Below are 12,822 nucleotides of genomic sequence, written 5' to 3'. Positions count from 1 at the left end.
CGGCTCAGGCCTCCAGTGCCGAACGGAGGTCCCACAGGGTGCGCCAGGTGGCGGCACCCTGCTCGGCGCGGCGCCGCACCGGCCCGTCCCAGTAGCCGAGCAGGCGGGCCGCGTCGGCCGGGTCGTCCTTGCGGACCACGCCGAGGAGTTGGCCGGGGAGGCGGCCGAGGAGGTCGCCGCCGTCGGGCAGGTACGCGGCGGTGACGCCGAGCGCGGTGGCGACGGAGACGGCCTCGGCGGTGCTCATCACGGTGGACGGGCGCTCGACGTCCCAGCCCTCGGTGGAGCGGCCGCTGCGCAGGTCACGGAAGGCGGTGACCAGGGCTTCCAGGACGGCGTCGTCCACCGCGTAGGCGGCGCCGGCCCGGGTGACGGCGACGGTGGACTGGCGGCGGACCAGCTCGACCTCGGCGGTGAGGCTGCCGATCGGGCCGACCGTCTCGAAGTTGAACCGCCGCTTGAGGGCCGCGGACATCTCGCTGACGCCCTTGTCCCGCAGGTTCGCGGTGGCGATCAGGGTGAAGCCGGCGGCGGCGTGCAGCTGCCCGTCCGGGCTGCCCGCCAGCTCGGGGACGGCGACGCGCCGCTCGGAGAGCAGGGAGACCAAGGCGTCCTGCACCTCGGGCAGGCAGCGGGTCACCTCCTCGACCCGGGCGACCGCGCCGGTGGTCATCGCGGTGAGCACCGGGGACGGGACGAGGGCGTCGCGGCTGGGGCCCTTGGCGAGCAGCAGGGCGTAGTTCCAGCCGTACTTGAGCTGGTCCTCGGTGGTGCCGGCGGTGCCCTGGACGGTGAGCGCGCTGGTGCCGCAGACGGCGGCGGCGAGCAGTTCGGAGAGCATCGACTTGGCGGTGCCGGGCTCGCCGACGAGCAGCAGGCCGCGCTCCCCGGCGAGGGTGACGACGCAGCGTTCGACCAGGGCGCGCTCGCCGACGAACTTGGGCTCGATGGCCAGGCTCCTGCGCCCGGCCTTGAGCTTCTCGCCGGCGCTGCCCATCACGAAGGTGACGACGGCGCGCGGGGTGAGCCGCCAGCCGGGCGGGCGCGGGCCGCTGTCGTGCGCGGCGAGGAACTCCAGTTCGGCGGCGTACTTCTCCTCGGGCGGGACGATCTGCCGCTCCGCGGGAGCGGGGACGGTGGTGGTGCTCATCGGCGGGCCTTCCTGCGCTTGCTGGTCTGGAGCTCTTCGTAACCGGGGGCGTCGCCGTCGAGGGTGCGCTGCCAGGCCCGGGCGAACAGTTCGGGGACGGGCAGGGGCACCAGTACGGGCCGGTGGGTGGGCAGTTCGTACAGGGCGGCCTTCCAGGTCTCGGCCGGCAGGGCCGGAGACTTGGCCTCCTGCCAGCCGCCGGGCAGGAAGAGGCTGCGGCCGGCCCGGGAGCGCTTGGCCTCCAGCACCAGCGCGGTGGCGGCGAGTTCGGCGCGGGCCCGCTTCAGCCGGGCGGGCTTCCAGCCCGTCCAGCGGGCGACGTTGCGGTCGGTGGGGTCGGGCAGGGCGAGCAGTTGGAGGTAGAGCGCGGCGGCGTCCTCGCCGAGGCCGTGGGTGCGGGACACCTCGGTGACCAGCTCGGGGGCGGACAGCTGCGGGTTCTGCAGCCAGGCCGGGCCGTCGCCTCCGCTGCTGTCGCCGCCGGCCGTCGCGGCGGCCGAGGCGGCCAGTCGCTCCGGCTCGCCGCGCAGGACGGAGGAGATGGCGGCCCGCTCGCTGCTGAACCAGTAGCTGACGGCGAGCCCGTCGAGCAGGTCGAGCAGCGGGTCGTCCGGGCCGGTGAGGGCGGCCGGTCGCAGCCAGACCCGCTCGTACGCCTCGTGGTTCGGGGTGAGGACCAGCGCCGGGCCGCAGCGGACCACGCCGTCCGGGTCGGCGCCGCCCTCGGCGGGCAGGCCGAAGTGGGTGCGCAGCACGGGGGCCAGCGGGGTGTTCTTGGTGGTGCCGAGGAGGTCGAAGTCGAGCAGCAGCTCCGGGTCGGCCAGGCGCTCGCGCAGCGCGGTGGCGGCCCGGGGCAGCAGCGCGCGCAGTGGACTGTCCGCGGGCAGGTGGTAGGCGAGCCAGCGGATGGCGTCGATGGTCTGGTGCAGCGCGCCGGAGTCGGGCAGCGCCGTGACGTCGTCGGCGACCAACCGGGGCGTGCCCTGGGCGTCCTTGTGGATCCGGAAGGCGGTGGTGCGGGTCAGCCACGGGGTGTGGGAGGGGTTGAGCACCGCCTCGACGGTGTCGATGGACACGCCCTGGACGGTGGTGTGGGCCTCCTCGGGGAGGGTGACGAGCCGTCCGAAGCGACGGATCCAGGCTTCGGCGCCGGCCGCGAGGTCGGGGCCGTCGGTCCACAGCGTCTTCGGGTCGTCGGGCAGCAGGGCGCTCCAGACGTCGGCGACCCCGGCGTGGTCGTGTCCGCGCAGCCAGCGCTGGGCGGCCCTGACCGCGGCGGGCTTGGCGCCGTACTCCTCGGGCAGCTCGGCGTTGCCCCAGTGCAGCAGGCCGGGGGGCGGGCTGAGCAGCAGGGTGGCGCGGGTGGTGCCGATGCCGGTGAGTTCGGAGAAGGCGGCGGCGCGGGCCGCGTCCCACGGGACGCTGCCGTGCAGGGCGGCGACCCGCCAGAACGTCGCGATCCAGGCGGCGGAGACCCGCTCCTCGGTGCCGCGCTCCTCGACGGTGGTGAAGTGCGCGACGGGGCCGAACTCCCCGCTCGGGTCGTGGTCGACGGCGAGCCAGTGCACCGTGCCGTCGGTGAACTGGCGCCGGTGGCCGAGGATGACGACGGTGCGCTCGCCGTGGCGCAGCACCTCGCCCTGGCGGTGGGTGACCGGCCGGTCGCCGGCGGCGCTGTCCGCCGGCTCGCTGAGGACGATCTCGCGCAGGGTGGCACCGCGGTCGGCGAGCGGCCCCTTGGTGAGCTCGCCGAGCAGCAGGACCAGCGTGGAGCGGTGGTCCGGCTGGGTGAGCGGGGCGGCCACCGCGTGGGCCAGGACGTCGACCCGGCCGAGCAGGTGCAGCCAGCCGTGGTTGGCGTCGCCGCCGTGCAGGGCGACGCTCGCCGGGCTGCTCCAACCCTCGCCGGTCGCGGCGGGCGGGGCGGCGAGGACGGCGCTGACGGTGCGCAGGTTGTTGAGCACCCAGCAGCGGTCGGAGGTGCCCCAGCTGTTGCCGAAGCCGCCGATCTCGGGCAGGACGTTGCGGACGGCGTCGCGCAGCTCGTCGTCCCGGCCGTGCTCGGGCCGCCACTGGGCCGCCTCCGCCTTGCTGGGGCGCTCGGCGTCCGGCTGCGGGAGGAAGCGGGCGATGCGGTCCAGCAGGTCGGCCGCGGCGCGGGCGAATCCGGCGACGCCTGCGAGCAGCAGCGGGTCGGCGATGCCGGGCAGGGCGGCGCCGACCGCCTCGACGGGCAGGCTGTTGCGGGCCTCACCGCGCTGGGCGAGCGGGCGCCGGACGCCCTGGACGGTCAGCCAGCGCTGCTCGTCCTCCGGGACGGGCTCGGTGTCGACGGGCCAGGCGAGGTCGATCAGCCGGGCCGCCTGCTCGGTGGTCACGCCGCGCAGCGCACGGGATCCGGCCTCGTCCCGCGGCCGCAGGGCGTGCCAGTGGTCGAACGGCGGGACGAGGGCGGTGCCGGCCGCGGAGAGCTCGCCCGACCGGCAGGGGCGCAGGTCGGCGGTGCGGTCGCCGCGGTCGGCGAGGTCGGGCAGGTTGAGGGACAGGTGCTCGCCGCCCGGGCGGCTGACCACCGGGCGGCCCTCGCCGGGCAGGGCGAGCCGGCCGACCGGGACGGTGTCCGGCTGGTGCCGTCCGTCCAGCGGCAGGACGATGCGCTGCCCGTCGGCGGTGAAGGTGGTGACGGCGCGCCCGGGCTCGGTGCGCACCCAGCTGCCGAGCACGGTGCCGTCGGTGCCGAGCGGGGTCCGCTCCAGACCGGGCTGCAACGGCAGCAGGCGGGTGCGGCCCTCGACGAGCCGGCCGGCCGCGGCGGTGGCGGCGATCACGGGCGGCTCGGCGGCGCGGCCCAGGGTGCCGGTGACCGGGTCGAGTTCGCGCAGGACCGGGCCGTCGCTGCCGTGGCGCAGCGTCCAGTAGCCGGTGCCGTCGCCGAGGACGGGGTGTTCGTTCGGCATCCGGGTGTCGCCGGGGTGCAGTGGGCGCTCGCCGGTGGTGCGGCCGCCGCCGGGCAGCGGCAGGGACGGTTCCTCGGGGAACCGCTCGCCGTAGTGGTAGCCGGCGATGGTGCGGCCTTCGAGCTCGAAGGTGTGGTCCGGGCGGCCGGACCAGTAGGCCGTCTGCTTGCCGTCCTGGTACCAGGCGACCAGGAGCTCGCCGTCGACCAGGCGCAGCCGGGGCCGGTTCCAGTTCTCCGTCAGCTTGGGCAGGCGCAGGGTGTGGTCCAGCAGGATGCCCTCGGGGCCGACCACGACGGCGCGGTCCAGGCGGGCGAGGATCAGGTACGGCCAGGCGTCCTCGACGATCAGGCCGGTCAGGCCCTTGGTGCGCAGGCCCGGGGCGGTGGTCGGCGGGGCGTCCGCGGCGGGCGGGTCGGCGAGCTTGGCGAGCGCGTCCTCCAGGGCGGGCCAGCCGAGTTCGTCCAGGATGCCGGCCCCGAGGGCCCGGGCGAGCAGGCCGCTGACGTCGAGTGCGGCGATCTTCTCGGCGGCGGCCGGGGCGACCGTGCGGATGGCGGTGCGGTGCTGGCTCAGCGCGCGGACCAGGTCGGCGGCGCCGGCCAGACCGCGGGCGGCGGTGACCTCCTCGGCACGGGCCTCGGCCCACTCCGCGAACAGCTCGTCGAGCAGCGGCTGGACGGACACCTGGCCCTTGACGGCCGTCTCCCAGGCGGCCGGGGCGGCGCGGCGCAGCAGCGGCCGGTAGCGGGCGTCGGCGGCGACGGCGGCGAGGTCGGCGCTGTCGGGGCCGAACTGGCCGACCCAGTCCCGCAGGTCGAAGCCGAGGCCGGCCGGCGGGTCGGCCACGGGGATGCCCTCGGCGAGCAGGAGGTCCAGCAGGTCGAGCCGGGTGTGGCTGGCACGGATGCCGGTGAAGAGGTCGACCGGGACGGCGTCGGCGCGCAGCCGCTCGACCATCCGGCCGGCCAGGGCGAGGGTGGCGGGGCAGCTGGGCCGGCTGCGCCAGCCGCGGCCGAGGTGGTTGCACCAGCGCTGGAGCCAGGCGGCGGCGGGCTCGGCGCCCTCGGCGCGGGGGCCGGTGAGCAGGCTCTCGGCGCCGGTCTCGGCGAGGACCGCCAGCCAGGCGGTGTCGTGCGGGGCGGAGTCGGAGCCGGAGGCCGCCGGGTCGGGCAGCAGCTCCAGCAGGCGGGTGCGGACCTCGGCGTCGCGGGTGCCCAGCTCGACCAGCGCGCCGTGCCAGGACTTCCAGAACGCGGCCGGCGCCCGGTTGACCGCCGGGGAGGCCAGCAGTTCGGCGAGCAGCGCCTGTTCGTGCTCGACGCGGTCCAGCCCGGCGGCCCGGACCAGCGCGCGGGCGTCCTCGGCGACCCCGGCGTAGGGGGCCATGCCAGCCGCGGAGCGCTCGGTGCACAGCTGGCGGAAGCGCTGCCAGGCGGTCTCCGGGTCGAGCCGCTGGGCGAGCTCCTTGACGTACTGGCGCAGCGACTTGACGGTGAGCGCGCCGGCCAGGGCGAACTCCAGGAAGACGGCGCGCAGCCGCTCCTCGTCCACCGTCAGGCCGTGGGTGCGCTCGGCCTCGCGGGCCTTGCCGAACCAGGCGGCGGCGTAGGTCTGGTTGCCGTGGCCCAGGAAGATCCGGCCGACCTCCTCGCAGAAGGTGGGCAGGAAGTGCGGGACGGCGCGGCCGAGGCGGGTGGCGAGCGCGTCGAAGCCGTCCTTGGCGGCGCCCGGCTTGGAGGCGGCCTGGCGGGCCAGTCGCTCCATCTCCTTGACCAGGGCGAGCGCGTGGTGGCCGTTGGCCGGGTCGTGGACCAGCGCCCAGGCGGGGAAGCCGAGCGCCTCCTGGCGGACCTGGCCGACCTCGGCGGGCGCGGCGTCGGGCGCCAGGCCGAGGAAGTCGAGGGCGAGGTCCTCGGCCCCGCCGAGCGCGCCGGGGACCAGTCGGACGATCCGGCGGCCGTCGAGCGCGGGGTGGGTGTAGCTGCGGGCGGTGAGCACGTCGGCGGCGCTGTCGGGGCGGCCGGCGCCGGCCAGGGTGCCGGCCGGCAGCACGGCGCCGGCGTCGAGCAGGGCCTCCGGTGTGGCGGGCGTGGCCGTGGTGGTGGTGTCGGTGTGCGAGCCGGTGGCGGTCATGCGGCGTCCTCCCCTTCGAGCGTGCGGCCGGCGTACAGGGCGGCGGCCATCCGCATGCCCTCGGACCAGGCGACCGGTCCGACCTCGGTGAGCGGCAGGGCCCGGCCGTCGGCGCCCGCCCAGGTGAGTGCTCCGGTCTCGCACTCGTCGTAGTCGTAGTAGTCGCCGACCCACACCCGGGCCTCGACGGTGCGCCCGCCCTCGGTGATCGACTGGACGGCGGAGCCGCCGCGGACCCGGCAGCCGAGCCGGTTGCAGCGGCCGACCAGCTCGCGCAGCTCGCGGTAGCGGCCGCCGGCGTAGGTGGTGACCTCGGTGCCGCCCGGCAGCTCCGCCGGCCGGTGCCAGACCTCGCGGTACAGCTGCTGGACGCGCTGGGAGACGCCGAGTTCGACGGCGAACTCACGCAGTTCGTCGAGGTCGTCGAGGAGGACCGGGTGGGGTATCAGGACCTCGCCGTCGGTGAGGCGTACGGTGTCGCCGTCCAGGTCGACCAGGCCGAGGCCGCGCCCGGCGTCCGCGCCGCGCAGGAAGCCGGCGACCGAACCGTCCGCGCCGGTGACCACCAGGTCGCGCAGCACGGCCTGCCAGGCCTCGTCCGGCCACACCGCGGTGATCACCGCGGCGGGCACCGGCAGCGAGCGCACCATCCAGCGCTCGACGTCCTCCCGGCAGCTCCGCTCGTGCGCGGACAACCACTCGGCGAGCTGCCTGAGCTGGGTGACCACCGGGTCGTCACCGAGCTTCGACGGAACGGACTTGAGCTCGCGGCCCGCCGCGTTGCGGCACACCACCCTGCCCTCCCCGTCGAGCGTGACGCGGTACCCTCCCGCGCCCGTCTCCACCCATGCCACGGCCGTACTCCTCCCACCCGGGGAGCACCCGGGAACCACGTCGAGATCGCCTGCTGACCAGCGATGCGAGGAACGTAGCGAGGCCCACTGACAACGCGACGGGCGGGGGCGGGTGGTCGGTGGCCGGCGGGGCCCAAACCCCTCGAACGAGTGAACGAACTCGCTCGGGCCCCGACTCCGGCACGGCCCGGGACACCGGCACGGCTCAGGAACCAGGCACGGCTCAGGACGCGGGCACGCCGAGCCGCAGGATGCGGTCGTCACCCGGGCGCGGGTCGCCGCGGCCGTCGGTGTTGCCGGTGGCGAGCAGCAGCGTGCCGTCCCGGTCGGTGACGACCGTGCGCAGCCGTCCGTATGCGCCGTCGAGGTAGGACTGCGGGCTGCCCGCCAGGTGGTCACCCACGATCGGGACGTACCAGAGCCGGGTGCCGCGCAGGGCGGCCGTCCACAGGGCGCCGCCGGCGTACGCGAGCCCGCTCGGCGAAGCGTCGGCGGGGTGCCACTGGGCGACGGGGTCGAGGAATCCGGGGCGGTGGCCGGACCCTTCGACGGTGGGCCAGCCGTAGTTGCCGCCGGGCCGGATCAGGTTGAGCTCGTCCCAGGTGTCCTCGCCGAACTCGCTCGCCCAGAGCCGTCCTTCGCCGTCCCAGGCGAGACCCTGCACGTTGCGGTGGCCGTAGGAGTAGACCGGCGACCCCGGAAAGGGGTTGCCCGGGGCCGGGGCGCCGTCGGGGGTGAGCCGGAGGATCTTTCCGCCGAACGAGCCCTTGTCCTGGGCGAGTTCGGGGTCACTGCTGTCACCGGTGGTGACGTAGAGCATGCCGTCCGGGCCGAAGGCGATCCGGCCGCCGTTGTGTCGGGGGCCGCGCGGGATTCCGCTCAACACGTCGACCGGTGCTTCGAGTCGGGAGCCGACGGGCCGCTCCGGGTGGTAGCCGGTGCGCACGACGCGGTTGTCCTCGGCGGTGCTGAGGTAGGCGTAGACCAGGTGGTCGTCGGCGAAGGACGGGGAGAGGGCGAGGCCGAGCAGCCCGCCCTCCCCGCCGGCCGTGACGCCGGGTACGACACCCTCCCCGCTCGTCGTGCCGCCGGTCGCGGCGACCCGCACGATCCGCGCGGTGTCCCGTTCCGAGACCAGCAGGTCCCCGTCGGGCAACACGGCCACGCCCCAGGGGACGGCCAAGCCCTCCGCGAGGGTGGCCCGCACCACCGGCCCGGCGGACGCCGGGGCGGAAGCGGTGGCGGAGGAGGCGGAGCCGCGGACGGGAGCGGAGGAGCAGGCGGGCAGGAGCAGTGCGCCCAGCAGCAGGACGGCGAGACGACGACAGCGCACCGGGGGACCTCTCGGCGGACGGGATGCCCAGCACACCACATCCGCCCAGCCTTGCCCCGCTGCCCCGCCGCCGGGCACGCCTCGGACCACCACCCCCACCGCCGGGCCCGCCTCAGACCGCCGGGCCCGCCTTCAGACCGCCGGCGCCCGGGGCACGATGACCGGCGCGCCGTCGCCCGGCGCCGTGAGGACGTGGCTGTCGATGTCGTACAGCGCCCGCACCAGCGGCGCGTCCACCACCTCGCGCGGCGGCCCGCAGGCCACCACCGCGCCGTCCCGCAGGGCGACCAGCAGGTCCGCGTAGCGGGCCGCCCCCGCGAGGTCGTGCAGCACCATGACCACGGTCCGGCCGCCCGCGGCGACCTGGCGCACGAGTTCCAGCACCTCGACCGCGTGCCCGAGGTCGAGCGCACTGGTCGGCTCGTCGAGCAGGACGACCGGCGTGTCCTGGGCGAGCACCATGGCGAGCCAGCAGCGCTGGCGCTGGCCGCCCGAGAGGCGGTCGAGGCGGCGCTCGGCGAGGCCCTCGACGCCGGTGGCGCGCAGGGCCTCGGCGGTGAGCCGTTCGTCGTCCGCCGACCACTGGCGGAACAGGCCCTGGTGCGGGTGGCGGCCGTAGCGGACGAGCCCGGCGACGGTGACCGCCTCCGGTGCCTGCGGGCTCTGCGGCAGCAGGGCGATGCGGTGGGCGGCCTGCCGCGGCCGCAGCCGCCAGACGTCCTCGCCGCCGACCAGGACCCGCCCGCCGTCCGGGCGGTGCAGCCGGGCGACGGCCCGCAGCAGGGTGGACTTGCCGCAGCCGTTCGGCCCGACCACCGCCACCACCTTCCCGGCCGGGACGGTGAGGTCGACCCCGCCGAGCACGGGGCGACCCGGGCCGTAGCCGGCGGTGAGCCCCTCGATCGTCAACTCCACGGCGTCAACTCCCCTGTCTCCCCTCCATGGCGGCTCCCCGGTCCGGTGCGCGCTCAGTTGCCGGCGAGCGCCTTGCCGATGTCGCCGATGACGGCGTCGGCGGCGAGCGGGCCGCCCCGGGTGGACCAGACCGAGCCGTCCACCGTCACGACGTGGTTGTTCTTCACGGCGTTCAGTTCCTGGTAGGCGGGCTTGGACTGGACGTCCTTGAGCGCGGACTTTCCGTCGTCGGTGAGGGTGGACAGGAACAGCCAGTCGCCGTCGATCTCGGAGAGCTTCTCCAGGCTGAGCGCCGCGCTGTGCGCGTTGCCGTCCTTGTCCTGCGCGGCCGGGCGGGTGAGGCCCATGTCCAGCGCGACACCGCTCGCGAACTGCTTCTTCTCCATCCAGCTCGGGCCGGTGGGGTTCCAGCGGACGATGGAGACGGCGGCGCCCTTGTTCCGGGTGAGTTCCCCGCCGGCCTTGACGGCCTTGGCCTCGTAGTCGCCGATCACCTTGTTGGCCTGGTCGAGCTTGTTGACGGCGTTGCCGATGCCCCGGAAGGCGAGCTTCCAGTCGTCGGTGGGCGCCATGGTGACCAGGGTGGCCGGGGTGATCTCGCGCAGCTGCTTGAGCACCTGCTCGTCCTGCATGTCACCGGCCAGGATGAGGTCGGGCTTGACGGCGATCACCTTGTCCATCACCGGCTGCAGCAGGTTGCCGACCACCGGCGCGCCCTGGACCTTGTCCTTCAGGTACGCGGGCGGCTCGTTGAGGCCCTGGCCGTTGGTGATGCCGGCCGGCTTGACGCCGAGGGCGAGCACCGCGTCCAGGTCCTCCTGGGTGAGCGTGACGATCCGCTTGGGCTCGGCGGGGACCTCGACGGCCCTGCCGGTGGCGTCCTTGACGGTCCGCTTGCCGCCGTTGCCGCCACCCGCGGCGTCCGCCGCCGGGGATGAGGCGGCGGAGGAGGAGGCGGAGGTGCCCGAGGAGCCGCAGCCCGTGAGCAGCAGGGCGGCCGCCCCGGTGACGGCCAGCGCCTGGGCCGCGCGGCGGCGGACGGGGCTGAGCGGGCGACGGGCGAACGGCATGGTTGCCTCCGGGCAATGGTGGTACGGGAGTTGAGCGACGTGCGGGCAGCCCGACAGGGCGGAGGTGCCCTGCCGGGCGCCCTGCGGGGCGGCTCGGCCATTAGGTTAGCCTTACCTTATGACATTGTCGCAAGCGGGCGCCCACGAAGCGTCCCCCGCCGCCGCGCCGGACACGTCGCCGACGGGGGAGTCACACCGCTCCGAACCGCACCGGTCCGAGCCGAACCGGCCCGATCCGAACCGGTCCGGGCCCCGCCGGTCCGGATCCGACCGGCCCGGGTCCGCCCGGCCCGAGCCCCGGCGCCCCGCCTGGCCGGTCCTCCTCGGGGCGCTGGCACTCCTGCTCGCGCTGGCCGCACTGTCCCTGTCGATCGGCGCCGGCGAGGTCGGCCCCGGACGGGTGCTGGACTACCTGCTGAACCGCGACGGCGCCCGCGCCGACGGCCGACTCGCCCTGGTCGTCGGCGACCTGCGGCTCCCCCGCACCGTCACCGCCCTGCTGGTCGGCGCCGCGCTCGGCGTCGCCGGGGCACAACTGCAGTCCGTCACCCGCAACCCGCTCGCCGAGACCGGACTGCTCGGCGTCAACGCCGGCGCCTCCCTCGGCGTCGTGCTCGGCATTGCCGTGCTCGGCGTGCAGACCTCCTACGGGCACCTCGCCTACGCCTTCGGCGGCGCCGTGCTCGCCAGCACCCTGGTACTGCTGATCGCGGGCAGCCGCGGCGGCGGATCGCCGATGCGGCTGGTCCTGGGCGGCTCCGCGGTCGGCGCGACCTTCGGCGGCCTCACCGGCGTGCTGATCGTCAACTCACCCGAGGCATACGACCGTTACCGGGAGTGGGTACTCGGCTCGCTGTCCGGGGTGGAGGGCTGGACCACCCTGCGCCAGCTCGCCCCCGTCCTCGGCGCCGGCTTCCTGCTCGCCCTGCTCACCACCCGGCCGCTCACCGCGCTGGCCCTCGGTGACGACCTCGCCCGCGGCCTCGGCCACCGGCCCGGCGCCACCCGCGCGGCGGTCGCCGCCGCCGTCACCCTGCTCACCGCCTCGGCCGTCGCCCTGGCCGGGCCGATCTCCTTCCTCGGACTGCTCGCCGGATTCCTCGCCCGGGCCGTCGCCGGGCCCAGGGTCGGCCGACTGACCCTGCTGGCCGGCCTGTTCGGCGCCGCCGTGCTCACCGGCGCCGACGTGCTGGCCCGGGTGGTGGCCCGGCCGTTCGAGGCGCCGGTGTCGGTGATCGTCGCCCTCGTCGGCGCCCCGGCGCTGATCGCCATCGTCCGCTCCCGGCGCTCCGCCGCCCTCGCCATGACCGACCCGGCCGAGGCCGCCGCCCCGCCCGTACGGCACGCCGAACCGCCCGCCCCGAAACCGGACACGGCGCTGCGGTACGGCAGTTGGTCGCTGCTGATCCCCCGCCGGGCCCTGGCCGCCTCGCTCGGCCTCGCCGCGGCACTGCTCGGCGCCGTCGTGGTCTCCGCGCACGCCGGGCAGAGCGAACTCGACCTCGGACGCACCTTCCAGGCCGTGTTCGGCTACGGCGACCGCCTCGACGTCCTGCTGGTGCAGAAGTTCCGGCTCGGCCGGATCGTCGCCGGGCTCGCCGCCGGGGCCGCGCTCGGCCTGGCCGGCTGCCTCACCCAGACCCTCGCCCGCAACCGCCTCGCCACCCCCGAACTCCTCGGCGTCAACGACGGCGCCACGGCCGCCGTGCTGGTCTCCGCCACCGCCTCGGGCACCTTCGGCGCCTGGTGGGCCGGGCCGCTCGGCGCGCTCGCCGCCGTCCTGCTCGTCACCCTGGTCTCCGGCGGGCTCGGCGCCCGCGGCTACCGGGTGCTGGTCGTCGGGCTCGCCATGTCCGCGCTCGCCTCCGCGGTGATCCAGGTCGCGCTCGCCCGCCGCTCGCTCAACTCCGCCGGCTCGCTGTACGTCTGGACCTCCGGCAGTCTCAACGGCCGGGACTACGCCATCGCCACCCCGGTCCTGATCGGGCTCGCGGTGCTGGTGCCGCTCGCCCTGGCGGCGGCCCGGCGGCTCGCCGTGCTGCGCTTCGACGACAACGTCGCCTCCGCGCTCGGCGTCGACCCCGGCCGGGTCCGGCTGGCCTGCCTGCTGCTGGCCGTGGCACTGGCCGGGCTGGCGGTCGGCGTCTGCGGACCGGTCGGCTTCGTGGCACTGGCCGCGCCGGTGATCGCCGGACGCCTGGCCGGGCCCGCCCGCGTCCCCGTCCTCGGCTCGGCGCTGACCGGCGCCCTGCTCGTCGTCCTCGCGGACACCCTGGGACGCGTGCTGATCGGCGGGGTCGAGATCCCCGTCGGCATCGTCACCACCGTCCTCGGCGGCCCCTTCCTGCTCTGGGTGCTGCTCGGCCGCAACGGCCGCACCGCGTAAGCCCCTTCGCAAGCCTCTTCA

The 12,822-nt window shown here is 76.0% G+C and carries 7 protein-coding genes; 1 reads left to right on the top strand and 6 read right to left on the bottom strand.

The genetic code is table 11. The features are described 5' to 3' along the window. Positions 1-4 precede the first annotated feature (4 nt). The 6 genes from ACZ7KX_RS04555 to ACZ7KX_RS04530 all read right to left on the bottom strand — a co-directional run bounded on the left by ACZ7KX_RS04555 (position 5) and on the right by ACZ7KX_RS04530 (position 10,415). On the bottom strand, positions 5-1,150 hold the full coding sequence (locus ACZ7KX_RS04555) for an ATP-binding protein (protein WP_470325269.1): 1,146 nt from the start codon (positions 1,148-1,150) through the stop codon (positions 5-7). Further along, positions 1,147-6,243, bottom strand: a complete 5,097-nt coding sequence (locus ACZ7KX_RS04550; RefSeq protein ID WP_470325268.1) for a hypothetical protein — start codon at positions 6,241-6,243, stop codon at positions 1,147-1,149. The genes ACZ7KX_RS04555 and ACZ7KX_RS04550 overlap by 4 nt, the downstream gene beginning before the upstream one ends. Next, positions 6,240-7,097 (bottom strand): DUF4132 domain-containing protein, encoded by an 858-nt coding sequence (locus ACZ7KX_RS04545; protein WP_470325267.1) that lies wholly within the window; start codon positions 7,095-7,097, stop codon positions 6,240-6,242. The genes ACZ7KX_RS04550 and ACZ7KX_RS04545 overlap by 4 nt, the downstream gene beginning before the upstream one ends. A gap of 223 nt (positions 7,098-7,320) precedes the next feature. Next, positions 7,321-8,430, bottom strand: coding sequence for a PQQ-dependent sugar dehydrogenase (locus ACZ7KX_RS04540; RefSeq protein WP_470325266.1), 1,110 nt, complete (start codon positions 8,428-8,430; stop codon positions 7,321-7,323). A gap of 132 nt (positions 8,431-8,562) precedes the next feature. Beyond that, positions 8,563-9,345 carry an ABC transporter ATP-binding protein gene (locus ACZ7KX_RS04535; RefSeq protein ID WP_470325265.1) on the bottom strand — a complete coding sequence of 261 codons (783 nt, stop codon included), beginning with the start codon at positions 9,343-9,345 and terminating at the stop codon, positions 8,563-8,565. Between the two features lie 53 nt (positions 9,346-9,398). Further along, positions 9,399-10,415, bottom strand: a complete 1,017-nt coding sequence (locus ACZ7KX_RS04530; RefSeq protein ID WP_470325264.1) for an ABC transporter substrate-binding protein — start codon at positions 10,413-10,415, stop codon at positions 9,399-9,401. A gap of 118 nt (positions 10,416-10,533) precedes the next feature. On the opposite strand from ACZ7KX_RS04530, the gene fhuB reads away from it, so the two are divergent. Beyond that, positions 10,534-12,801, top strand: a complete 2,268-nt coding sequence (gene fhuB, locus ACZ7KX_RS04525; RefSeq protein ID WP_470325263.1) for a Fe(3+)-hydroxamate ABC transporter permease FhuB — start codon at positions 10,534-10,536, stop codon at positions 12,799-12,801. Positions 12,802-12,822: the final 21 nt, after the last annotated feature.

Source organism: Kitasatospora sp. NPDC038210, from assembly GCF_055600605.1.
Note: the sequence above shows the minus strand (reverse complement) of the source record. Positions and strands in the feature narration are given on the sequence as shown.